This window comes from Rhizobium sp. C1 (assembly GCF_021026335.1).
Classification (GTDB): domain Bacteria; phylum Pseudomonadota; class Alphaproteobacteria; order Rhizobiales; family Rhizobiaceae; genus Ensifer_A.
On the sequence record NZ_JAJNCY010000001.1, the window covers coordinates 808,000 to 830,091 of the forward strand.

Annotated in this window: 19 protein-coding genes; 12 read left to right on the forward strand and 7 right to left on the reverse strand. The window is 61.8% G+C overall.

The genetic code is table 11. From position 1 onward, the window contains the following. The first annotated feature begins 11 nt into the window (after positions 1-11). The gene (recJ, locus tag LQK83_RS04045) at positions 12-1,814 is read left to right on the forward strand and encodes a single-stranded-DNA-specific exonuclease RecJ (protein WP_230835977.1); all 1,803 of its coding nucleotides are present in this window, start codon (positions 12-14) and stop codon (positions 1,812-1,814) included. A 35-nt stretch (positions 1,815-1,849) separates the two neighbouring features. Here recJ and LQK83_RS04050 read toward each other — a convergent pair whose 3' ends face one another. Then, the gene (locus LQK83_RS04050) at positions 1,850-2,398 is read right to left on the reverse strand and encodes a hypothetical protein (protein ID WP_230835978.1); all 549 of its coding nucleotides are present in this window, start codon (positions 2,396-2,398) and stop codon (positions 1,850-1,852) included. 87 nt (positions 2,399-2,485) lie between these two features. Here LQK83_RS04050 and LQK83_RS04055 point away from each other — a divergent pair, with 87 nt between their 5' ends. Continuing rightward, complete coding sequence (locus LQK83_RS04055; RefSeq protein WP_230835979.1) at positions 2,486-3,643, forward strand: DUF2336 domain-containing protein; 1,158 nt, start codon at positions 2,486-2,488, stop codon at positions 3,641-3,643. Positions 3,644-3,789: 146 nt separating this feature from the next. Beyond that, positions 3,790-4,545, forward strand: a complete 756-nt coding sequence (locus LQK83_RS04060; RefSeq protein WP_230835980.1) for a carbonic anhydrase — start codon at positions 3,790-3,792, stop codon at positions 4,543-4,545. Positions 4,546-4,696: 151 nt separating this feature from the next. Here LQK83_RS04060 and LQK83_RS04065 read toward each other — a convergent pair whose 3' ends face one another. Next, complete coding sequence (locus LQK83_RS04065) at positions 4,697-5,152, reverse strand: hypothetical protein (protein ID WP_230835981.1); 456 nt, start codon at positions 5,150-5,152, stop codon at positions 4,697-4,699. A 131-nt stretch (positions 5,153-5,283) separates the two neighbouring features. Further along, complete coding sequence (gene parE, locus LQK83_RS04070) at positions 5,284-7,374, reverse strand: DNA topoisomerase IV subunit B (RefSeq protein ID WP_230835982.1); 2,091 nt, start codon at positions 7,372-7,374, stop codon at positions 5,284-5,286. A 207-nt stretch (positions 7,375-7,581) separates the two neighbouring features. On the opposite strand from parE, the gene LQK83_RS04075 reads away from it, so the two are divergent. The 4 genes from LQK83_RS04075 (at position 7,582) to LQK83_RS04090 (ending at position 11,773) form a co-directional block, all read left to right on the forward strand. Further along, positions 7,582-8,475, forward strand: coding sequence for an alpha/beta hydrolase (locus tag LQK83_RS04075; protein ID WP_230835983.1), 894 nt, complete (start codon positions 7,582-7,584; stop codon positions 8,473-8,475). A 121-nt stretch (positions 8,476-8,596) separates the two neighbouring features. Continuing rightward, entirely contained in the window at positions 8,597-9,364 is a 768-nt protein-coding gene (tpiA, locus tag LQK83_RS04080) for a triose-phosphate isomerase (RefSeq protein WP_230835984.1), read from the forward strand. 119 nt (positions 9,365-9,483) lie between these two features. Then, a complete protein-coding gene (gene secG, locus LQK83_RS04085; protein WP_230835985.1) occupies positions 9,484-9,993 on the forward strand; it encodes a preprotein translocase subunit SecG in 510 nt (169 codons plus the stop codon). A gap of 151 nt (positions 9,994-10,144) precedes the next feature. Then, the gene (locus LQK83_RS04090) at positions 10,145-11,773 is read left to right on the forward strand and encodes a CTP synthase (protein ID WP_230835986.1); all 1,629 of its coding nucleotides are present in this window, start codon (positions 10,145-10,147) and stop codon (positions 11,771-11,773) included. Between the two features lie 3 nt (positions 11,774-11,776). Here the strand turns inward: LQK83_RS04090 and LQK83_RS04095 are convergent, their stop codons facing one another. From LQK83_RS04095 to LQK83_RS04110, 4 genes are all read right to left on the reverse strand, one after another. Beyond that, on the reverse strand, positions 11,777-12,451 hold the full coding sequence (locus LQK83_RS04095) for a nucleotidyl transferase AbiEii/AbiGii toxin family protein (RefSeq protein ID WP_230835987.1): 675 nt from the start codon (positions 12,449-12,451) through the stop codon (positions 11,777-11,779). Further along, positions 12,451-12,714, reverse strand: coding sequence for a hypothetical protein (locus LQK83_RS04100; RefSeq protein WP_230835988.1), 264 nt, complete (start codon positions 12,712-12,714; stop codon positions 12,451-12,453). Before LQK83_RS04100 ends, LQK83_RS04095 begins: the two co-directional genes overlap by 1 nt. Before the next feature lie 63 nt (positions 12,715-12,777). Then, positions 12,778-13,293, reverse strand: coding sequence for a CinA family protein (locus LQK83_RS04105; RefSeq protein ID WP_230835989.1), 516 nt, complete (start codon positions 13,291-13,293; stop codon positions 12,778-12,780). After that, on the reverse strand, positions 13,290-14,504 hold the full coding sequence (locus LQK83_RS04110) for a bifunctional 2-C-methyl-D-erythritol 4-phosphate cytidylyltransferase/2-C-methyl-D-erythritol 2,4-cyclodiphosphate synthase (protein WP_230835990.1): 1,215 nt from the start codon (positions 14,502-14,504) through the stop codon (positions 13,290-13,292). Before LQK83_RS04110 ends, LQK83_RS04105 begins: the two co-directional genes overlap by 4 nt. Positions 14,505-14,704: 200 nt before the next feature. Here LQK83_RS04110 and dusB point away from each other — a divergent pair, with 200 nt between their 5' ends. The 5 genes from dusB to ntrX all read left to right on the forward strand — a co-directional run bounded on the left by dusB (position 14,705) and on the right by ntrX (position 22,085). Further along, positions 14,705-15,712 carry a tRNA dihydrouridine synthase DusB gene (dusB, locus tag LQK83_RS04115; RefSeq protein ID WP_269065189.1) on the forward strand — a complete coding sequence of 336 codons (1,008 nt, stop codon included), beginning with the start codon at positions 14,705-14,707 and terminating at the stop codon, positions 15,710-15,712. After that, the gene (locus LQK83_RS04120) at positions 15,709-16,860 is read left to right on the forward strand and encodes a two-component system sensor histidine kinase NtrB (RefSeq protein WP_230835991.1); all 1,152 of its coding nucleotides are present in this window, start codon (positions 15,709-15,711) and stop codon (positions 16,858-16,860) included. Before dusB ends, LQK83_RS04120 begins: the two co-directional genes overlap by 4 nt. Continuing rightward, positions 16,857-18,311, forward strand: coding sequence for a nitrogen regulation protein NR(I) (gene ntrC / locus LQK83_RS04125; RefSeq protein ID WP_230835992.1), 1,455 nt, complete (start codon positions 16,857-16,859; stop codon positions 18,309-18,311). The genes LQK83_RS04120 and ntrC overlap by 4 nt, the downstream gene beginning before the upstream one ends. 149 nt (positions 18,312-18,460) lie before the next feature. After that, positions 18,461-20,731: a sensor histidine kinase NtrY-like gene (locus tag LQK83_RS04130; protein WP_230835993.1), complete on the forward strand. Its 2,271-nt coding sequence runs from the start codon at positions 18,461-18,463 to the stop codon at positions 20,729-20,731. After that, entirely contained in the window at positions 20,721-22,085 is a 1,365-nt protein-coding gene (gene ntrX / locus LQK83_RS04135; RefSeq protein WP_230835994.1) for a nitrogen assimilation response regulator NtrX, read from the forward strand. The genes LQK83_RS04130 and ntrX overlap by 11 nt, the downstream gene beginning before the upstream one ends. Positions 22,086-22,092: the final 7 nt, after the last annotated feature.

The following is a 22,092-nucleotide window of genomic DNA, read 5'->3' on the forward strand; positions in this document are numbered from 1 at the left end:
AAGGGCAGGATATGGCACAACCGATCGATCCCGCACCGCAGACATTCCTGAATGTCGAGCGGTCGATCAGCGGACAGCGCTGGGTTTCGCGGCTGGGGCAGGCGGGCGAAAACCGGGCGCTCGCGATGGCGCAGCTGCACGGCATACCGGAGCTGATCGCCCGGGTGCTGGCGGGGCGGGGTGTGTCGGTGGACGATGCGCCGGCCTTTCTCGATCCAACCATCCGAAACCTCATGCCAGATCCCTCGACCCTCACCGATTGCGACAAGGCGGCCGGCCGGATCGCCAAGGCCGTTATGCGGGGCGAGCGTGTGGCGATCTTTGGCGACTACGACGTCGACGGCGCGGCGTCTTCGGCGCTGCTCTACCGGTTCCTCACGCATTTCGGCGTCGAAGCGACGATCTATATTCCCGATCGCATTTTTGAAGGCTATGGACCGAACCCTGCGGCCATCGGTCAGCTGATCGACAATGGCGCGCAGCTCATCGTCACAGTCGACTGCGGCTCGACCAGTCACGAGTCGCTGGCGGTTGCCGCCGAGCGCAACATCGATGTCGTCGTCATCGATCACCATCAGGTGACACACGAGCTCCCGGTCGCACTTGCGCTGGTCAATCCGAACCGCGAGGACGATTTGTCGGGGCAGGGCCATCTTTGCGCGGCGGGCGTCGTCTTCCTTGTCCTGGTGGCGACGCTGCGCCTTCTCAAGGAACAGGGCCATCCGGCAGCAGGCACGGTCGACCTGCTGTCGTTTCTCGATCTGGTGGCGCTCGCCACGGTCTGCGATGTCGTGCCACTGAAGGGGCTGAACCGTGCCTATGTGGTGAAAGGCCTGATTGCAGCGCGACATCAGAAGAATGCCGGTCTGGCAGCGCTGCTGAAGGTCGCCGGTCTCTCGGGTCCCGTCACGCCTTACCATCTCGGCTTTCTCATCGGCCCGCGCATCAATGCCGGCGGGCGGATCAGTGATGCTGCGCTGGGAAGCCGGCTGCTGACGCTGGACGATCCGGTCGAGGCCGGTGAAATCGCCGAGCGGCTGGACGGGTTGAACCGCGAGCGGCAGGCGATGGAAATTGCCATGCTCGAACAGGCCGAAGCCGAAGTGCTGGCCGAATACGGCACGGCCGAGAAAGCCTCGATTCTGGTGACGGCCAGCACGCAATGGCATCCCGGCATTGTCGGACTGCTGGCGGCGCGGCTGAAGGAAAAATTCCAGCGGCCGGCCTTTGCGATCGCTTTCGATCCCTCGGGCAAAGGGTCAGGCTCTGGCCGCTCCATTGCAGGCTTCGACCTGGGGCGCATGGTGCGCGCGGCCGTGGACGAAGGCCTGCTGATCAAGGGCGGCGGCCATGCCATGGCGGCGGGGCTGACGGTCGAGCGCTCCAAGCTCGGCGCGATGCGCGCCTTTTTCGAGGAGCATGCGGGCAGCGCCGTTCTCGATATAGCGGCGGGCGCATCGCTGAAGATCGACGGCGCGCTTTCCGCTTCGGGGGCAACGCTGGAACTGATCGATCTGATCGAGCAGGCGGGCCCCTATGGCTCCGGCCATTCGCAGCCGGTCTTTGCGCTGCCGTCGCACAAGATCCTCGATGCGCGACAGGTGGGCGTCAATCACATCAAGGTCAGTATCGAGGGGTTGGATCGCACGCGGCTGGAGGCCATTGCCTTCCGCGCCATCGGAACGCCGCTTGGCGACCTGCTGCTCGCTTCGCGCGGTGCCTCGCTGCATCTCGCCGGCACGCTGTCGGCGGATATGTGGCAGAGTGCGCGGCGCGTGCAGTTGCGCATCGTCGATGCGGCGAAGATGTTCTGAAACGGTCGCCTGTTTCAAAGCGGGTCCGGAACGCCTCAGACGTCGATGCAAAGGCCGGCATAGCCGTCACGCGCCGCCATTGCCCGTTGTTCCTGTCCATCTTCGGCTTGCTTGAGCACCGCGATCACGTCTGCAGCTTTGGCCGCCAGCGGCAGGCGCAGGCGCAGTTCCTCGATCAGCGCGGCCTTCGCGCTCACGCCCGCTGCTTCTGCCATCGTGCGGCTGTCGAAGACAAGGCCGGCAAGCCGGGGAATGGCACGATTGAAACTCGCGAGACCCAGCGCCGCCTTCGCGGTATCCAGGCTGGCGAGCAGCAGAAGACTGAGCGGGGCAAGGCCACGATTGGCCTCCGCGACACGCATGAGCGCACTTGCCTTCTCGATATCTGCCGGCGTTTCCACACCGCAAACCGCGACACCTTGCCAATCCTCCCGGGAAAGGCGCGTCATCAAGGCTCGATCATCTGCCAGCGTGCGCGGGACCGAGAACTCAAGAAACGTCATGCCCCTGCGCAAGGGACCGGAGGTCGCGTGGCTCACGGTGATGACACCGCGAGCCGTCTCGTGGCGAAGGAGGACATTCATGCGCGCCATTCATGGTTAAGGGTTCAACTACCGGCATGGTAAAGGAATCTTAAACCAATTCCAGCCTAAGCTCCGTGGAAGTTGGACATGAGTCATTTCAGGGGCAAACGGTTGATTTTCGGAACTTTCCTGCGTCGTTCGGACAGGACCAAGACCCAAGACAGGGTCGAGCCCGTCAGCGAGTCGTCCGTGCCTGCGGCTCTGCCCGATCTTGCCGGCGAAAAGCGCCGGGCGCTTGATCTCGCCTCCACCTATCTGCTCGATGATCTCTCTCCCAAGGTCCGTCTTTCGCTGGCGGAGGCGCTCGCCGAAGATGGCGGTGCGCCGCGTCCCGTGATTCTCGCGCTGACGGAAGACAGGCCCGACATTGCAGCAACCGTCATAGCACGCTCTCCGGTTCTGACCGACAACGATCTGATTGACATCGTCGGCCGCGGGGGGCCGGAAATGCGCGCGGCCGTCTCCGTGCGCAAATGCGTTTCCGTCCCTGTCGCTGCTGCGCTGGCACAGGTGGGCGGGCGCTTCGAGATCGCTCTTCTTCTGCGTAATCCCGGTGCGCACATGACGGCAAATGTCATGGTCCGGCTGGCATCTCGTTGCGGGAAAGATGCGACGATCCGCGAGCTTCTTCTCGCTCGCGAGGAACTGCCGGTCACCGCGCGTCATATCCTGATCGAGAAGATCGGCGATACGCTGACCGATGCCGATCTGGTGACGGCCCTGCTTCCGCCGCGCAAGCGGGAGCGCATCCGGCGGGAGGCTTGCGAAGCCGCGCTCGTTCGGGTGCTGGGGCTTGCCGGAGAATCCGAACTGGCCGAAATGGTAGAACATCTCCGCCTCGAGGGCCGGCTTTCCACCATGTTCCTCATCCATGCGCTCTGCGCCGGGCGGACTGGCTTCTTTGCCGAAGTGATTTCGAATCTGTCGGGCGTTGCCCGGGTGCGTTCGCGGGCGATCCTGGCTTCCGGGCGGCCCCGGGCCGTGCGGGCGCTGATCGAGGCGGCCGGCATCGACCGCGAGGTCTCCGACGTCTTTTGCGAGGCCGTTGCGATCTGGCGTGAGGAGGGCGGCGACTTGCCCGGCGATACCGGGATTTTCCTGCGCCTTGCCGAGCGGTGCCGGGCACAGAAGGACCTTTCCGCGGCGGCACATACTCTGGTCGACTCTGTCGAGCGACTGGCAATTACGGAGATGCGTCAGATGGCAAAGGCCTATGTGCACGAGCTCCTGAGCGAGGCAGCGTAAGCCTGTCCGGATTGCGTTTCGCGATATTGACGGCGGGTTGTGCAACTTGTTATCAATTATTTTGTTTGATGAATTTTTTTCCCGAGACCAGCGGCGTTCAATTGGGGGCTGCCGCCTATTTCTTTTGTTTCGGGCAGGGGGATATTATGAAGAGACGTGATCTGATGCGCGGTTTCATCGCGCTGGGTGGCTGTGCCGTGTGCGCGGGCGTGGCCAAGGCCTCGGAAGGGGTTCATTGGGAATACAACGGCGAGCATGGCCCGGATCACTGGGGCAAGATGGATAAGGCCTATGAGGTCTGCTCCATGGGCGGCCAGCAGTCGCCGATCAACATTACATCCGCCATCAAGGCCGAGGTCGCTCCGATGAGCATCTCGTGGAAGAAGAGCGCCGCCAAGATCGTCAACAACGGTCACACGATCCAGATCAACATGCCGGAAGGGTCTTCGATCACCCGTGACGGCAAGGTCTACGATCTGCTGCAGTTCCACTTCCATGCGCCGAGCGAACATCTCGTCGACGGCAAGGCCTATCCGATGGAAGTTCACTTCGTTCACAAGAACAAGAAGGACGGTGATCTGGCGGTTCTCGGCGTTTTCATTGCGCCTGACAAGAAGAACGATACGATGGCCATGCTGGCAAAGAACTTCCCGAAGGCCGCAGGAGCTGAGGCCACGCTGGAGGCTTTCACGCCCCGCGATCTGCTGCCGGCAGGTCTCGAATACTGGACCTATGAGGGTTCGCTGACCACGCCGCCCTGCAGCGAGGTCGTGACATGGATGGTGGCGCGCAAGCCGATCAAGGTCGCCAAGGCCTCAATCGATGCGTTTACCGCGATCTACGCGAACAATGCGCGTCCGGTCACGCCGCTCAACCGGCGGCTCGTCCTGATGTCGAAGTAAGCCAGGCTTCGGCCGGCTTTCACATTCGCTGTATTCGATCTGGAAACTGCCCGTCTCATATCGAGGCGGGCAGTCTTGCTTTGGGCTGCGTGCTGTTTTCTGTCGTGACGGTTTGCGCAGCAGCCGGCGCTTCCCGGGTCTACTGCAGGCGTCACTCCGGCGCGATCTTGCGGACGACCCAGCTATAGCCGTCCGCAATGACATGGACCGGCTTGCCAACGGTTTGCTTGATGCCATCGGTTGTCGGGATCGCTTCCTTGATCGCACCAAAGGTGCGTTCGAGAAGATTGGGTTTCGGCGCTTGCTGGGATGCCGTCTCGGACGGTTGAGACGGCTGGGTCGGCGTTTGCTGGGGTGGCGCCTGCTGTTGCTGATGGATGGCGTTGTCCTGCATCGCCTCTGCCTTGCCGACTTCAGGCGACTGGCAGATGGCGATCACCATCGGATATTTGGCATTGGAGAACCGCGCCAGTTCCTGCTCGCTGTCCTTGTCACAGGCGGCGACCGTTTCCCATCTCGGTTCGCTCAGCGAAAGCTGCGTACACGTCGTCGCGCTGTCGTCGCAGCCCATGATCGCCATGACGATCATCGCAGTCTTGACCTGCATCTCTTCCCGTCCATCCCTTGTCGCATGGCGCACGCCATGCTGAAACACCCGCTCATCCCGTTATAAGCCGGAATATCACGGAACTGTGGCAGTCGTTCAACGGCAGGATCGGCCGGGGCGGCGCAAACCGCTCAGATATCAAGGTTTTCGGCGAAGGCGGCGCGGTCCTGGATGAAGCGGAAGCGGGCTTCCGGCTTCGTGCCCATCAGCGCATCGACCGAATCGCGCGTGCCTTCCGGATCTTCCCGGTCGACATCGACGCGCAGAAGCGTGCGCGTCTTCGGGTTCATCGTCGTTTCCTTCAGCTGGTCCGACGACATTTCCCCGAGACCTTTGAAGCGACTGACTTCGACCTTGCCGCGGCCGGTGAATTCCTTGGCCATCAGTTCTGCGCGGTGGATGTCGTCGCGGGCATAGAGCGTCTTGCCACCCTGCGTCAGCTTGTAGAGCGGCGGCACGGCCAGGAAAAGGTGCCCTTCGCGGATCAGCTCCGGCATTTCCTGGTAGAAGAACGTGATCAGCAGCGAGGCGATATGGGCTCCGTCGACGTCGGCATCGGTCATGATGATGATGCGGTCGTAGCGGAGATCTTCCTCGCGATACTTCGTCCGTGTGCCACAGCCGAGCGCCTGGATGAGATCGGAGATCTGCTGGTTGGCGCCAAGCTTTTCGCGGCCGGCGCTGGCAACGTTGAGGATCTTGCCGCGCAAGGGCAGGATTGCCTGGTTGGCGCGGTTGCGCGCCTGCTTGGCGGAGCCGCCAGCCGAGTCGCCTTCGACGATGAAGAGTTCCGCACCTTCCGCCGTGTTCTGGGCGCAGTCGGCAAGCTTGCCGGGCAGGCGCAGCTTGCGCACGGCCGTCTTGCGGTTGACTTCCTTTTCCTTGCGGCGGCGCATGCGCTCTTCGGAGCGCTCGATCACCCATTCGAGAAGCTTGTCGGCCTCTTGCGGGTTTCCGGCGAGGAAGTGGTCAAAGGGGTCGCGCAGCGCGTTCTCGACGATGCGCTGGGCCTCGACGGTCGCGAGCTTGTCCTTGGTCTGGCCCACGAATTCAGGCTCGCGGATGAAGACGGAGAGCATGCCATAGGCCGAGATCATCACGTCGTCGGTGGTGATGTTGGCGGCGCGCTTGTTCTGTGTCAGTTCCGCGTAGTTCTTCAGACCCTTGGTGAGCGCAATGCGCAGCCCTGCCTCGTGCGTGCCGCCTTCGGGCGTCGGGATCGTATTGCAATACGAATTGAGGATCGCGTCGCCGCCATACCAGGTGATCGCCCATTCGAGCGCGCCGTGGCCGCCGGTCTTCTCCGTCTTGCCGGCGAAGATTTCGCGGGTGACGGTGAAGTCCTTGCCGAGCGATGCCTGCAGATAGTCCTTCAGACCGCCGGGGAAGTGGAAGACCGCCTTTTCAGGGATCTCGCCGCTTTCCGGCAGGATCGACGGATCGCAGTTCCAGCGGATTTCGACGCCGCCGAAGAGATAGGCCTTGGAACGCGCCATGCGGAAGATGCGGGCGGGCACGAACTTGGCGCCGGCGCCGAAAATCTGCGGGTCGGGATGGAAGCGTGTGCGCGTACCGCGACGGTTATGCACATCGCCCAGTTCTTCGAGCGGTCCCTGCGGGATGCCGCGCGAGAAGCGCTGGCGATAGAGCTTCTTGTTACGCGCGACCTCGACTTCAAGGAGATCGGAAAGCGCGTTGACGACCGAGATGCCCACACCGTGCAGACCGCCGGAGGTCTCGTAGGCTTTGCCGTCGAACTTGCCGCCTGCATGGAGCTTCGTCATGATGACTTCCAGCGTCGACTTGCCCGGCGCCTGCGGGTGTTCTTCGACCGGGATACCGCGGCCGTTGTCGGTGACGGTCAGGCAACCATCGGCATCGAGGCTGACCTCGATGAAGTTGGCGTGGCCGGCCACGGCTTCGTCCATCGAGTTGTCGATGACTTCGGCGAAGAGGTGGTGCAGCGCCTTCTCGTCCGTGCCGCCGATATACATGCCGGGGCGCATGCGGACGGGTTCGAGGCCTTCGAGAACGCGAATCGAGGATGCGCCATAATCGTCGCCGGACGATTTCGGTGGCGGCGGTGGCGCGGCGGAGGCAGGGGCCGACACAGGCTGCGGGCGCGCGGGCGCTGCCTGCGCCGCGACGACCTCGGTCTGTCCGGCTGCATTGTCAGCGGCCTTCGGGGCCATGCTCGCAAAAAGATCGTTCGAATTATCCATCGTGCCGTATCTGAATTTCTTGTCTGGTGTTCAAGTCTGGTGTTCGCGGCCCGCTTGGGTTCACATATGAAACCGGCGCGAATCGTTTCCCAAATGTTCTCTTGCCTTGTAGCGCAGCGTCCGAGTCCGGGAAACCGTGAAAGCTGGCCCCGAAATTGCGTATCACCCGCCTTGTTGGCAAGATGAGGCGGGTCAGGGAGTTCTTCGATGGGACGTGTGTCCACAGTTCATTTGGTTTTGACAGCGCTGTTCTGCCTGTCTGCTTCCTTTCTTCAGCCGTCTGCGGCCGCTGCACTGGAGTTGAAGCCGTTCAAGGACGACCTCTTTGCCTATCCCGGCATCATGGAGTCGAAGGACAATGGCGACTGGATCAAGGTCGACTATCGCAAGGAGCGCGACATCTATGAGCGTGACGACGTGCCGGAGCGCAAGGTCAAGTGGCAATATGTTTCGCAGGGCGTCACCTGGCATCAATCCTTCGATACCGTCGATCTCGGGGCAGGGCGCAAGCTCGACATTTTCACCGCCGGCAAGATCGGCAAGCAGAAATTCAGCGTCGTCTTCATCCATGGCCGGGGCGTCGACCGGAAGCTTGGCGCGAGCGACGAGCGGTTCGGCGGCAATTTCAACCGGCTGAAAAACCTGGCGGTGGACAATGGCGGCGTCTATGTCGCCCCAACCGTGAAGAGTTTCGATGCGGCGGGCGCGGCCGATGTCTCGGCCTTGATCCAGAGCCTTTCCAGGGCCTCCGGCGGCAATCCCGTCATCATCGCCTGCGCCTCGATGGGAACGTTGATCTGCCGCGAGATCGCGCGTGATCCGCGGGCTGTCTCCGTGCTTTCCGGCATGATCCTGATGAGCGGCGTTCTCGACAGCCAGTTCGAGACGACGCCCTTCTATACCGCCCATCTGCCGCTCTTCTTCGCCCATGGGACAGACGACACGGTCTACAAATGGCAGGACCAGGACGGGCTTTATCGCAAACTGCACGATAAGGGCTATCCGACGCGTTTTGTGCTGTTCAACACCGGATCGCACGGCATCCCACTGCGCATGCTCGACTGGCGCGATACGCTGAACTGGTTCCTCCGCCGCTCCTAAGCTCGCTGCGCAAGACCCGACGACGTTCGGCAGAGCATTCACATATCTGCCACATTGCATCCGCCTCGCATCGCCGTTATTGGCATCGCACACGCGAATTCGATGAGGGGAGATTTTCGAGATGACGCCTGATGTCCGCCCGCTGGTTGCCGGCAACTGGAAAATGAACGGTACGCGCTCGTCGCTGGACGAGATCAAGGCGATGGCGGCGGGCGTTGGCGCGCTCAGGTGCAACATCTCGACGCTCATCTGCCCGCCTGTCACGCTGCTCTATGTCGCAACGGCGCTTGCGACGGATAGCGTCCTGGAAATCGGTGCGCAGGACTGCCATGCGAAGGTCTCCGGTGCGCATACGGGCGACATCTCCGCCGAAATGATTGCCGATTGCTTCGGCACGCATGTCATCCTCGGCCATTCCGAACGTCGTACGGATCATAAGGAAACCGACGCTGAAGTCCGCGCCAAGACGGAAGCCGCGTGGGCGGCCGGGCTTGTGGCCATCGTCTGCATCGGCGAGACGGAAGCCGAACGCAAGGGCGGCAAGACTCTCGAGGTTTTGAAGACCCAGCTGACCGGCTCGCTCCCCGATGGAGCAACGGCGGAAAACACCGTCATCGCCTATGAGCCGGTCTGGGCCATTGGCACGGGGCTGACGCCCTCCACGACCGATGTCGAGGAAGCTCACGCCTTCATGCGCGCCGAACTCAAGGGGCGCTTTGCAGGCGAGGGCGCAAAGATGCGCATTCTCTATGGCGGCTCGGTGAAGCCGAACAATGCCGTCGAACTCATGGGCGTCGCCAATGTCGACGGCGCGCTGGTCGGCGGCGCCTCCTTGAAATCCTCGGATTTCCTCGCCATCTGCAAGGCCTACGAGACGCTTCAGGCCTAACTTTATTTCCCCAACGTCAAATTGACCGTCGGGACTTGGAATAACGGGACGGCTCGTGTAAAGAGCCGCCAACTTCTATTATTTTGCCGCGTTTTTCGCGCGGCATGGGACATGCCACTATGCAAACTGTTCTCATCGTCATTCATCTCATGATCGTGCTCGCGCTGGTCGGCATCGTGCTGATCCAGCGCTCAGAAGGCGGCGGTCTCGGCATCGGCGGCGGATCCGGCTTCATGTCGGCGCGCGGCACGGCCAATGCGCTGACCCGCACGACCGCGATCCTGGCGACGCTGTTCTTCATCACCTCGCTCGGCCTTGGTATTCTTGCCCGCTACCAGGCGAAACCAACCGACATTCTCGATCGCATCCCGATCACCCAGCAGGGTCAGCAGAACGGCATTCTCGACCAGCTGGGCGGCACCAAGCCGGCTGAGACGAAGCCTGCCGTTCCAGACAATGGCGTTCCGTCTGCCGGCGCACCGGCTGCGAATGCGCCTGCGGCTCAGGCTCCTGCCGCGCAGACGCCGGCAGCTCCGGCAACGGGCACGGCTCCCGCCGCGCAGGCTCCGGCAGCCACCACGCCGGCAGCCCCTCAGGCGGACCCGAACAAGGTTCCGTCCGCCCAGTGAGGCAGACAGGTTGAAATCATCCCCCGGCAGCCAGCCAACTGGCTGCCGGTTTTCTTTTGGCTGGAATCGATTCATCATCCACGGAATTTTCAGGGGCTCCTGAATTTTGCGGGTAGCGGAATCGTTTGATTAAAGGTATCCGGTGACTCCCATGGCGCGATACGTATTCATCACTGGCGGCGTGGTCTCTTCTCTTGGCAAGGGCATTGCGGCCGCAGCTCTCGGAGCATTGTTGCAGGCACGGGGTTACCGTGTTCGCCTGCGCAAACTGGACCCCTATCTCAATGTCGATCCGGGCACGATGAGCCCGACGCAGCACGGCGAGGTGTTCGTCACCGACGACGGCGCGGAGACCGACCTCGACCTCGGCCACTACGAGCGCTTTACCGGGCGTTCGGCGACCAAGACCGACAACATCACCACGGGCCGGATCTACAAGAACATCATCGACAAGGAACGCCGCGGCGACTATCTCGGCGCGACCGTGCAGGTCATTCCCCACGTCACGAACGAGATCAAGAATTTCGTCATCGACGGCAATGAAGACTACGATTTCGTGATCTGCGAAATCGGCGGCACCGTGGGCGACATCGAGGCCATGCCCTTCATGGAGGCGATCCGTCAGCTCGGCAACGACCTGCCCCGCGGCACCGCCGTCTATGTCCATCTGACGCTGATGCCGTATATTCCCGCAGCCGGCGAGTTGAAGACCAAGCCGACGCAGCATTCGGTCAAGGAATTGCAAGCGCTGGGCATCCATCCCGACATCCTGCTGGTGCGCGCCGATCGCGAGATCCCGGAAGCCGAGCGCAAGAAGCTGTCACTGTTCTGCAACGTGCGCCCCTCCGCCGTCATCCAGGCGCTCGACGTTGCCTCCATCTACGACGTCCCGCTCGCCTATCACAAGGAGGGCCTCGACAACGAGGTTCTCGCCGCCTTCGGCATCGAGCCGGCGCCGCAGCCGAAGCTGGAGCCCTGGGAAGAGGTGTCGAACCGCATTCATACGCCGCAGGGCGAGGTGACGATTGCCATCGTTGGCAAGTATACGGGCCTCAAGGATGCCTACAAGTCGCTGATCGAGGCGCTCTATCACGGCGGGGTGGCAAACCACGTCAAGGTCAAGCTCGAATGGATCGAGTCGGAAATCTTCGAGAAGGAAGATCCGGCGCCGTATCTCGAGAAGGTCAATGCCATCCTCGTGCCCGGCGGCTTCGGTGAGCGCGGCTCGGAAGGCAAGATCAATGCGGCCCGCTTTGCACGCGAGCGCAAGGTGCCGTATTTCGGCATCTGCTTCGGCATGCAGATGGCCGTCGTCGAAGCCGCGCGCAATCTCGCCGGCATCGAAAAGGCCTCATCGACCGAATTCGGCCCGACCAAGGAGCCGGTCGTCGGTCTCATGACCGAATGGGTGAAGGGTAACGAGCTGGAGAAGCGCTCGGCAGCCGGCGATCTCGGCGGCACGATGCGCCTCGGCGCCTACAAGGCCGCGCTCAAGAAAGACACGCTGATCGCCTCGATCTACGGCTCGACCGAGATTTCCGAGCGCCATCGCCATCGCTATGAAGTGAATGTCGACTATAAGGACCGCCTGGAACATTGCGGCCTCATCTTCTCCGGCATGTCGCCGGACGGCGTCCTGCCGGAAACGGTGGAATATCCGGATCACCCGTGGTTCATCGGCGTGCAGTATCACCCGGAACTGAAGAGCCGCCCGCTCGACCCGCATCCACTGTTCAAGAGCTTCGTGGAAGCGGCGCTGGAGCAGAGCCGGCTGGTTTGAGGCTCATTTCCGGCTGCAGACCCACTCGAACAGCCTGATCGTGACGGCCTGCGCGTCGTCTGGTGTTTTTGCAAATGCCGGACGATAGCGGAGCTGTTTCATGACTGCTGTTGCAAAGGCCGGGTTCATTGTTTTTGCAACGGTGAGGGCGTTCGAGGCTCTCTCGGCATAGGGATACAGCGCATCTCTGAGATACTCTTCTCCCAGAGTTTCTACTACGCAGGCGATGTCGAACATGTCACGCGGTTGTAAAGAGCCTCCGCGGTAGTAGACTTTCTTTGCAATGATCTCTGCAGGCGTTTCCAAACGCACCATTTCGTCGAACAATGGTCGATCGACGCTCGGCGTCTCGGTGAGTTCTGCTGCGCAGATGAAATCAATCTCACCCAAACCCGTGAAAACAAGTTTCAGCGCCTTCGTGCCGTCGGATCTATAATCGTCCGGCCAGACGTCGAGTTCAAGGCCTTGGGTTCTGGCGTTGAGAAAAGGCAGCAGCTGCGGATCATCGATGAAAACGTCAATATCGAAGCTGTCGCGATGATCGATCTGGAGCATGAGCGCCGTGCCGCCGCCGAAACTCCAGGCGATGTCAAAACCCACTCGGGTTTGCGCTTGACGGATGATCGACCGCGCCTGCAGGAAAAGTTGTTCCCAAGTGGCTGGTCGCTTCTCTTCCATCAAGCAGCAAGAGCGAGCGTGTATCCCGCAAGTTTAGAGAACTTCCGCGCGATCAGCGCCGCCGAGTCCATGTCGATCTTCATTTCGACCAGAAACGCCTCTTGAAGCTCTCGGTCGACTTCGGAATAGAAAGCGAAGGCAGACGCGTCGAACGCATCGACGCTCGTTGGATTGGCGATCTTTTGGGCCAGTTGCTCAGCCGAAAGGCTCGTCCCATAGGGGGCGTTGACCGTCGAGAGAACTTTCGCTGCCACGCTCTGCATTATTTCACCAAGCCTTGTGATGAACAGTTTACGCGTTCGGTTCAGCCGTGCAAGCCCGTCGAATCACCCCTTGTAATTCGGGTCGATCACCGCAAGCTTCAACATCATTTCCAGCGCCGTCTTTACTGTCGCAAAGCGCACCGCCGCGCGGCCAATTTCGCCATAGTGCATGTCGCGATGAAGGAGCGTGCCGTTATAGTGCTTGGCGGCGATGTGGACGAGGCCGACGGGTTTGTCGGGCGTGCCGCCATCCGGGCCGGCGATGCCCGTGCAGGCAATGGAAAGGCCGGCTTCGGAGCGGGCGAGCGCGCCATGGGCCATTTCCATGGCGGTTTCCTTGGAGACCGCGCCATATTGCTTGATGGTGATCGGGAAGATGCCGAGCATCTCGATCTTCGACGTGTTCGAATAGGTCACGAAGCCGCGGTCGAAGACGGCAGACGAGCCAGGGATTTCAGTCAGCGTCGTGGCGATCAGGCCGCCGGTGCAGGATTCTGCCGCTGCGATCATGATGTTGCGCACGCGGCAGGCGTCGATCACCTGTCGGGCGAGTTCGATATTTTCAGCATGGACCGTCATGACCGGCCTCCCTCATAGATCACTGTCGCGGTGGCGATGGCGGCAATACCTTCCTCGCGGCCGACGAAACCGATCGTTTCGTTCGTTGTTGCCTTGACCGAGCAGCGGTCGATGGAAATGTTGAGAAATTCCGACATGTTGGCGCGCATGGTCTCGCGATGCGGCCCGACCTTCGGGCGCTCGGCGATGATGGAGACATCGGCATTGGTGATTGTGCCGCCGCGCTCGCGGACGATTTCCGCCGCCCTTTCCAGGAAGATGCGCGAGGCGGCACCCTTCCATTGTGGATCGGAAGGCGGGAAATGGTCGCCGATATCGCCTGCGCCACAGGTGGCGAGCAGGGCGTCAGTCAGAGCATGCAGTGCAACGTCGGCATCCGAATGGCCGGAAAGGGCCTTTTCATGGGGAATGAAGACGCCACACAGCGTGACCCCGTTGCCGGGGACGAGCTGATGGACATCATAGCCGTTTCCGCAACGGACATCGGCGATCATGGTGCGTCTGAGCCTTTCATCGGCGAGGTCGATATCGCGCTTCACCGTCAATTTGACATTGCCCGCCAAACCTTCCGCGAGGCTGACGTCGAGGCCGCCCCATTCGGCAATGGCCGCATCATCTGTAAAGGAAAAATCTCCGGCCGAGGCGGCCTTTTGGTGCGCCACAAGGATAGGCGCATAAACAAAAGCTTGGGGCGTTTGAGCGGCATAGAGGCCGGCCCGGTCGACGGTCGCGACGATACGGCCGGATTCGGCGCGCTTCAGCGTGTCGGGCACAGCGAGCGCGGGCAGGGCAGCCTGGGCGCCCGCATCCAGCACGCCCGCGATTCCATCCATGAAGGACGATGTCACGAAGGGGCGCACGGCGTCGTGAATGAACACGTAGCGGGGCTCCTGCGCGATCAGCGCCTCAAGCCCATACAGAACCGAATGCTGGCGCGTCGGGCCACCGTGAACGATGGTCAGACGTGCCGCGCCTGCCATGCCGGCCACGGCATTGACCAGCAGCGCCTCGTCGTCCGGATGGATGACGACCACGACCGGACCGCTTCTCGACCAGGACAGGATCGCCTCCAGCGTATGGCGGATCACGGCCTTGCCGCCAATGGGGCGATATTGCTTCGGTCCTTCGTGCGGCGCGCCAGCGCGCTCGCCGCGACCTGCAGCCACGACAACGAATGCGCAGTCTCTGACAGGTTCGGCCATGTCATTCATTTTCCAAAATCCGTGCTCTTGTCTTGTCTCTGCCAAAAACGTCCCGTATGGCACGCCGCGTCAGGTCGCAGGCCTACAAGTGTAAGTCAATATTTTCCAGTCCAAAGCTTTTTTAAGTCCTTTGCAGCATCCCCCTTGGCAAAGGGCGCTTCAATGTCTAAAAAAGGTGCAGATTATTTTGATGCACGAAAGATAAGCATTTGCATCGTGTAAGCCTTTCATCCGCGTTTTCTGCCGGAACGGCCGAAATTCGTAACCGCGTGATCCTTGCGCCCATGTCGGGCGTCAGCGATCTGCCGTTCCGCAAGCTCGCCTGGCGCTACGGCGCTGGACTGACCGTGACCGAGATGGTGGCGAGCGGCGAACTCGTGCGCGACATGCGCGAGTCGCGCCAGCGGCTGAAGGCAACGGATGCGCGTCCGCATATGGTTCAGCTTGCCGGGCGTGAAGCCCGCTGGATGGCCGAGGCGGCGAAGATCGCCGAAGGCGAGGGTGCCGACATCATAGACATCAATATGGGGTGCCCGGCCAAGAAGGTCATCGGTGGCTATTCGGGTGCGGCGCTGATGCGCGATCCTGATCTGGCGCTGTCGCTGGTCGAGGCGACAGTTGCGGCCGTCAACGTCCCGGTCACCGTCAAGATGCGGCTGGGCTGGGACGAGACTTCGCTGAATGCGCCCGAGATCGCAAAACGCTGCGAGGATGCGGGCGTGACGATGATCACGGTCCATGGCCGTACCCGCATGCAGTTCTACGAGGGCAAGGCCGACTGGGGTGCGATCCGCGCCGTGCGCGAGGCGATCAGTCTTCCCTTGATCGCCAATGGCGACGTGTCCTGCGCCGCAGATGCGCAGGAGATCCTGCGCCGCTCGGGCGCGGATGCCGTCATGGTCGGACGTGCAAGCCAGGGCCAGCCGTGGCTTTGCGGCAAGATTGCCGGAACCTGCGAAATGCCGTCACGTTCCGAAATTGCCGATATCGCGGAAGAGCATTACCGGGACATGCTGTCCTTCTACGGCGTGGAAGGCGGATTGCGGCATGCCCGCAAGCATGTCGGCTGGTATCTTGACCGTCATGCCACGGCTGTTACGCCGGCGATGCGGGCGGCCATCATGACGTCGCATGACCCGGATGCCGTGGTGAAGGGCCTGCGTGAGGCTCTGCTGGCTGCCGATGCGGCCAGTGCAGAAATCGGAGAGGCCGCATGAATCCGAAGCCACCCGCCCTGTCGCCCGAATCGATGGAAGCGTTTGCGCTGCCCGTGCTGAATGCGATCCAGAACCCTGTCATCATGCTGAATGCCGATGGCTATGTCGTGTTCGCCAACTGGGAGGCGGAAGCCTTCTTCGGTGCAAGCGCTGCGCATCTGTCGCGCTATGTCATCGAGGCGCTGATCCCCTTCGGCAGCCCGCTTTTGGCGCTGATCGATCAGGTGCGGGAGCGCCGCGCGCCGGTCAACGAATATCGCGTCGATCTTTCGTCGCCGCGCCTTGGCTCGGACAAGCTGGTGGACATCTATGTCGCGCCGGTTCTGGCAACGCCGGGGGCCGTGGTTGTCGTGTTCCAGGAACGCTCCATGGCGGACAAGATCGATCGTCAGCTGACGCATCGCGCAGCCGCCCGTTCGGTCAGCGGCCTGGCCTCCATGCTGGCCCATGAGATCAAGAACCCGCTTTCCGGCATTCGTGGTGCGGCACAGCTTCTGGAAACCTCCGTGGGTGAGGAAGACCGCTCTTTGACTCAGCTGATCTGCGACGAGACGGACCGGATCGTGTCGCTGGTCGATCGCATGGAAGTCTTCTCCGACGAGCGCCCGGTCGACCGGATGCCGATCAACATTCACGTCGTGCTCGATCGCGTGAAGGCGATCGCGCAGGCCGGCTTTGCCCGCGATATCAAGTTCGTTGAGAATTACGACCCCTCGCTCCCGCCGGTCTATGCCAACCGCGACCAGCTGGTTCAGGTCTTCCTCAACCTCGTGAAGAATGCGGCGGAGGCCATCGGCCACAAGCCGGACGGCGAGATCGTGCTGTCGACCGCCTACCGTCCGGGCATCCGCCTGTCGGTTGCCGGAACGCGCGAGAAGATTTCGCTGCCACTGGAATTCTGCGTACATGACAACGGCCCGGGCGTTCCGCAGGACCTTGTGCCACATCTCTTCGATCCCTTCATTACGACCAAGACCAACGGTTCGGGTCTCGGCCTCGCCCTTGTCGCCAAGATCATTGGCGCGCATGGCGGCATTGTCGAATGCGACAGTCAGACCAACCGCACCACATTTCGCGTTCTCATGCCCGTCTCCACCGACACGGCTGAGAATGCCCGCAGTGACGAACAGGCAGGAAAAGCTCCATGACCAGCGCCACGGTCCTCGTCGCCGACGACGACGCCGCCATCCGCACCGTGCTCAATCAGGCGCTCACGCGCGCCGGTTATGAAGTGCGCATCACATCGAATGCCGCCACGCTCTGGCGTTGGGTGGCGGGCGGAGAGGGTGATATCGTCATCACCGACGTCGTCATGCCGGACGAAAACGCCTTCGATCTGCTGCCGCGGATCAAGAAAGCGAGGCCGGAGCTTCCCGTGCTCGTCATGAGCGCGCAGAACACCTTCATGACGGCGATCAAGGCCTCGGAGAAGGGCGCCTACGACTACCTGCCGAAGCCTTTCGACCTCACGGAACTGCTGGCCATCGTCAAGCGCGCGCTCTCAGAGCCCAAGCTGAAGGCACCGGAGCTGGAGGATGACCAGCAGGACGGTATGCCGCTGGTCGGTCGCTCGGCTGCGATGCAGGAAATCTATCGTGTGCTTGCCCGCCTGATGCAGACGGACCTGACGCTGATGATCACCGGCGAGAGCGGCACCGGCAAGGAACTGGTTGCACGGGCGCTGCACGATTACGGCAAGCGCCGCAACGGACCCTTTGTCGCCATCAACATGGCGGCCATTCCGCGCGACCTCATCGAATCGGAACTTTTCGGTCATGAGAAGGGCGCCTTTACCGGCGCGCAGAACCGCTCGACGGGGCGCTTCGAGCAGGCCGAGGGCGGTACGCTCTTCCTTGACGAAATCGGCGACATGCCGATGGATGCGCAGACACGGCTCCTGCGCGTTCTCCAGCAGGGCGAATATACGACGGTCGGGGGGCGGACGCCGATACGAACCGATGTGCGGATCGTCGCCGCCACCAACAAGGATCTGAAGAACCTGATTAATCAGGGTCTCTTCCGCGAAGACCTTTACTACCGCCTGAATGTCGTGCCGCTGCGCCTGCCGCCGTTGCGTGATCGTTCTGAAGACATTCCGGATCTCGTGCGTCACTTCGTGACACGCGCGGAAAAGGAGGGGCTGGACGTCAAGCGTTTCGATTCCGAAGCGATCGAGGCGATGAAATCCTATCCCTGGCCGGGCAATGTGCGCGAACTGGAAAACCTGATCCGGCGACTCACCGCGCTCTATCCGCAGGACGTGATCACCCGCGAGATTATCGACACGGAACTGCGCTCGGATATTCCCGACAGCCCGCTCGACAAGGCCGCCGGCCGCTCCGGTCCGGTGACCATTTCACAGGCGGTCGAGGAAAACATGCGGACCTATTTCTCCGGTTTCGGAGAAGACCTGCCGCCGCCGGGACTATACAACCGCGTGCTTGCGGAGCTTGAATACCCGCTCATTCTGGCTGTACTGACGGCCACGCGCGGCAACCAGATCAAGGCCGCGGAAGTGCTCGGCCTCAACCGCAATACGTTAAGAAAGAAGATCCGCGAGCTCGGCGTTTCTGTGTATAGAAGCGCACGCAGCGGCTGATTAGACCTTGCCAGGCGTTGCAATTTCGCCACAATATGTTGCTTGAAAGTCACGGCTTTCTGCGTGACTCGCTGCTGCGCGTCACCGGATCGCAACATGAGCAGCATGTCCGTCAAACCAAAGCGTGGATGGACCTGGAGATTGTTTTGATGGCAAGCAGCAACGCTGCATCGGAAGACGACAGCGCGACCGGCCTTGGCGCGCAGGACCGGCGCGCCTATTTCGCATTGCCGGGTCTCATTCTGGCAGGTGGAGCGCTGACCTCTTCGGTCATCACCCTTTTCGTTCTCCTGGGGCTCACGCCGATTGCGCCGGAGACGGATGTCGTCATCGCATCCGCGGTCATCAACGGCCTGTTCGTTTTTGGCCTCATGTATCTCATCGGCCGCGAAGTGCTGCGACTGATCAAGGCAAGGCGGCGCGGGCGCGCGGCAGCGCGGCTGCATGTCCGCATCGTGTCGCTCTTTTCCGTTGTCGCCATCCTGCCGGCGGTACTGGTCGCCATCTTTGCTTCGTTTACGCTGCAGGCGGGCCTTGATCGCTGGTTCTCGATCCGGACCCAGTCCATCGTCAATTCATCGATCAATGTGGCGCAGGCCTATGTGCTGGAAAATGCCAGCTATCTGCAGGGCCAGACCGCCTCGATGGCCAATGATCTCGATCGCAACCGAGCGCTTTACAGTCTTGACAGGACCGGCTTCACCGAACTGGTGACCCGGCAGGCGCGTGGGCGTGGCATGCTTGGCGCATTTCTGGTGCGCCCCGATGGCAGCGTGATCCTGCAGGCGGAAATCGAGACGGAAAAGCCGCTTCCCGCGATCCCGAAGGACGCATTGGAAAGCTCTGTCGCCGGTCAGCCAACGTTGATCCCGCCGGGCGTGACCAATCTCGTCGGCGCGGTGATCAAGCTCGATGAGATTCCCGGCGCCTATCTCTATACGATCCGCGCCGTCGACCCCAACGTCATGTCGGCGCTCCGGCTGATGGAGGAAAATACCCAGGAATACCGCGCCATGGAGGCAGGGCGGACATCGCTTCAGGTCGCCTTCGGCATTCTCTATCTGGGCTTCGCGCTGATCGTGCTGCTGGCCGCGATCTGGACCGCAATCGCCATTGCCGACCGTCTGGTGCGTCCGATCCGACTCCTGATCAGTGCGGCCGACAGCGTGGCGACCGGCAACATGAACGTGATCGTGCCCGTGCGCGCCGCCGATGGCGATGTGGGCAACCTGTCGCGCACGTTCAACAAGATGATTGCCGAAATTCGCTCGCAGCGCGACGAGGTTCTGGCCGCGAAGGACGAAGTGGATGATCGGCGCCGCTTCATCGAAGCCGTGCTGTCCGGTGTGAATGCCGGCGTGATCGGCGTTGAAGAGGATGGGCGGATCACTGTGGCCAATCCCTCGACTGAAAGTTTCGTCGGACGCGATGCCGGCGAGATCGTCGGCCACACGCTCGGCGAGCTTTCCCCTGAAGTTGACGAGGTCTTTGCCGAGGCGGTGGCGCGCGGACGTCCGAGCTATCGCCGGCAGATCAACCTGCGCATCAATGGGCGCGAACGGACGCTCAACGTCCAGGTGACGCGCGAAGAGTCCGACGACGCAAAAAGCGCCTGGGTGCTCACGATCGACGACATCACGGATCTGGTGATCGCGCAGCGTTCGACCGCGTGGGCGGATGTGGCGCGGCGTATCGCGCATGAGATCAAGAACCCGCTGACGCCGATCCAGCTGTCTGCGGAACGCATCCGCCGCCGCTATGGCAAGCAGATCAATCAGGAAGACCGCGAGGTGTTCGACCAGTGCACGGACACGATTGTCCGGCAAGTCGGCGATATCGGGCGCATGGTGGACGAGTTTTCCTCTTTCGCCCGCATGCCAAAGCCGACCAAGGCGGCCTGTGATCTGCGCGATATTCTGAAAGATGCCGTGTTCCTGCGCGAGATGGGCAACACGCATGTGCATTTCGAGAAGGATCTCGGCGATCACGCGCTCGATGGCGTCTTCGATTCGCGGATGCTGGGCCAGGCCTTCGGCAATCTGGTGAAGAACGCGGTTGAAGCCATCGAGGCCGTGCCTGCCGAAGCGGCGCGGACGGAAAACCGCGTCATGGTGCGCGCCCGCGAGGACGCCTCCGGCGAACGCTATGTGGTCGACATCATCGACAACGGCAAAGGCCTGCCGACAGAGAACCGCAACAGCATTCTCGAGCCCTATATCACGATGCGCGAGAAGGGCACCGGCCTTGGCCTCGCCATCGTCAAGAAGATTATCGAAGAACATGGCGGCGAGCTGGAATTGCACGATGCGCCGGAAGATTTCGATCAGGGGCGCGGCGCGATGATCCGGGTGTATCTGCCCCGGACGGAAGCCTCGGCCCAGACCGACATGGAAATGAAGGAAGCAGTCAATGGCGTCTGATATTCTCATCGTAGACGACGAACAGGACATTCGCGAGGTCGTATCCGGTATCCTTTCCGACGAGGGGCACGAAACGCGGACCGCGCATGACAGCGACAGCGCGCTGGCGGCCATCAGCGATCGTGTGCCGCGGCTGATCTTCCTCGACATCTGGATGCAGGGCAGCAAGCTGGACGGTCTGGCGCTGCTCGACGAGATCAAGGCCCGTCATCCCGACATTCCGGTCGTGATGATTTCGGGGCATGGCAATATCGAGACGGCGGTTTCGGCCATCCATCGCGGCGCCTATGACTTCATTGAAAAACCGTTCAAGGCCGACCGCCTCATTCTCGTTGCCGAACGCGCGCTGGAGAATTCCCAGCTTCGCAAGGAAGTCAGCGAGTTGAAGAAGCGCTCCGGCGATCCGGTCGAGCTGATCGGCACCTCGGTCGCGGTCTCGCAGCTTCGCCAGACGATCGAGAAGATCGCGCCCACCAACAGCCGCATCATGATCCTCGGGCCTTCCGGCTCCGGCAAGGAACTCGTGGCGCGGATGATCCACAAGAAGTCGTCGCGGTCCGACGGACCCTTCGTGGCCTTGAATGCGGCAACGATCACGCCCGAGCGCATGGAAATGGCGCTTTTTGGCACCGAAGGTCAGCCGGGCCAGCCGCGTCGCACCGGCGCTCTCGAAGAGGCGCATCGCGGTACGCTCTATCTCGATGAAGTCGGTGAAATGCCGCGCGAGACCCAGAACAAGATCCTGCGTGTCCTTGTCGACCAGCAGTTCGAGCGCGTCGGCGGTTCGAAGCGGGTCAAGGTCGATGTGCGGATCATCTCCTCGACCGCCTATAATCTGGAAAGCCTGATCGGCGAGGGGCGTTTCCGCGAGGATCTGTATCATCGTCTGGCCGTCGTGCCGATCAAGGTGCCGGCGCTGGCCGAGCGGCGCGAGGACATTCCCTTCCTCGTCGATCTCTTCATGCGCCAGATCAGCGAACAGGCCGGCATGAAGGCGCGGCGCGTGGCAGACGACGCGCTCGCCGTGCTGCAGGCGCATGACTGGCCGGGGAACATCCGCCAGCTGCGCAACGTGATCGAGCGTGTGCTGATCCTGACGCGTCCGGACACCGGCGACACGACGATCACTGCCGATCATCTTCCGCCGGATGTGGTGGACATGATGCCGAAGATTTCGGCGCAGGGCGACCAGCACATCATGACGCTTCCTCTGCGGGAAGCGCGCGAGCTTTTCGAGCGCGACTATCTGATGGCGCAGATCAACCGCTTCGGCGGCAATATCTCGCGCACGGCGGAGTTTGTCGGCATGGAGCGGTCGGCGCTGCACCGTAAACTCAAGTCTCTGGGCGTTTGAAGCAAAG

What these genes read in the sequence shown, in the direction of transcription:
- recJ (WP_230835977.1), top strand. Translation starts at nt 12, where the DNA reads ATGGCACAACCGATCGATCCCGCACCGCAGACATTCCTGAATGTCGAG.
- LQK83_RS04050 (WP_230835978.1), bottom strand. Translation starts at nt 2,398, where the DNA reads ATGAATGTCCTCCTTCGCCACGAGACGGCTCGCGGTGTCATCACCGTG.
- LQK83_RS04055 (WP_230835979.1), top strand. Translation starts at nt 2,486, where the DNA reads ATGAGTCATTTCAGGGGCAAACGGTTGATTTTCGGAACTTTCCTGCGT.
- LQK83_RS04060 (WP_230835980.1), top strand. Translation starts at nt 3,790, where the DNA reads ATGAAGAGACGTGATCTGATGCGCGGTTTCATCGCGCTGGGTGGCTGT.
- LQK83_RS04065 (WP_230835981.1), bottom strand. Translation starts at nt 5,152, where the DNA reads ATGCAGGTCAAGACTGCGATGATCGTCATGGCGATCATGGGCTGCGAC.
- parE (WP_230835982.1), bottom strand. Translation starts at nt 7,374, where the DNA reads ATGGATAATTCGAACGATCTTTTTGCGAGCATGGCCCCGAAGGCCGCT.
- LQK83_RS04075 (WP_230835983.1), top strand. Translation starts at nt 7,582, where the DNA reads ATGGGACGTGTGTCCACAGTTCATTTGGTTTTGACAGCGCTGTTCTGC.
- tpiA (WP_230835984.1), top strand. Translation starts at nt 8,597, where the DNA reads ATGACGCCTGATGTCCGCCCGCTGGTTGCCGGCAACTGGAAAATGAAC.
- secG (WP_230835985.1), top strand. Translation starts at nt 9,484, where the DNA reads ATGCAAACTGTTCTCATCGTCATTCATCTCATGATCGTGCTCGCGCTG.
- LQK83_RS04090 (WP_230835986.1), top strand. Translation starts at nt 10,145, where the DNA reads ATGGCGCGATACGTATTCATCACTGGCGGCGTGGTCTCTTCTCTTGGC.
- LQK83_RS04095 (WP_230835987.1), bottom strand. Translation starts at nt 12,451, where the DNA reads ATGGAAGAGAAGCGACCAGCCACTTGGGAACAACTTTTCCTGCAGGCG.
- LQK83_RS04100 (WP_230835988.1), bottom strand. Translation starts at nt 12,714, where the DNA reads ATGCAGAGCGTGGCAGCGAAAGTTCTCTCGACGGTCAACGCCCCCTAT.
- LQK83_RS04105 (WP_230835989.1), bottom strand. Translation starts at nt 13,293, where the DNA reads ATGACGGTCCATGCTGAAAATATCGAACTCGCCCGACAGGTGATCGAC.
- LQK83_RS04110 (WP_230835990.1), bottom strand. Translation starts at nt 14,504, where the DNA reads ATGAATGACATGGCCGAACCTGTCAGAGACTGCGCATTCGTTGTCGTG.
- LQK83_RS04120 (WP_230835991.1), top strand. Translation starts at nt 15,709, where the DNA reads ATGAATCCGAAGCCACCCGCCCTGTCGCCCGAATCGATGGAAGCGTTT.
- ntrC (WP_230835992.1), top strand. Translation starts at nt 16,857, where the DNA reads ATGACCAGCGCCACGGTCCTCGTCGCCGACGACGACGCCGCCATCCGC.
- LQK83_RS04130 (WP_230835993.1), top strand. Translation starts at nt 18,461, where the DNA reads ATGGCAAGCAGCAACGCTGCATCGGAAGACGACAGCGCGACCGGCCTT.
- ntrX (WP_230835994.1), top strand. Translation starts at nt 20,721, where the DNA reads ATGGCGTCTGATATTCTCATCGTAGACGACGAACAGGACATTCGCGAG.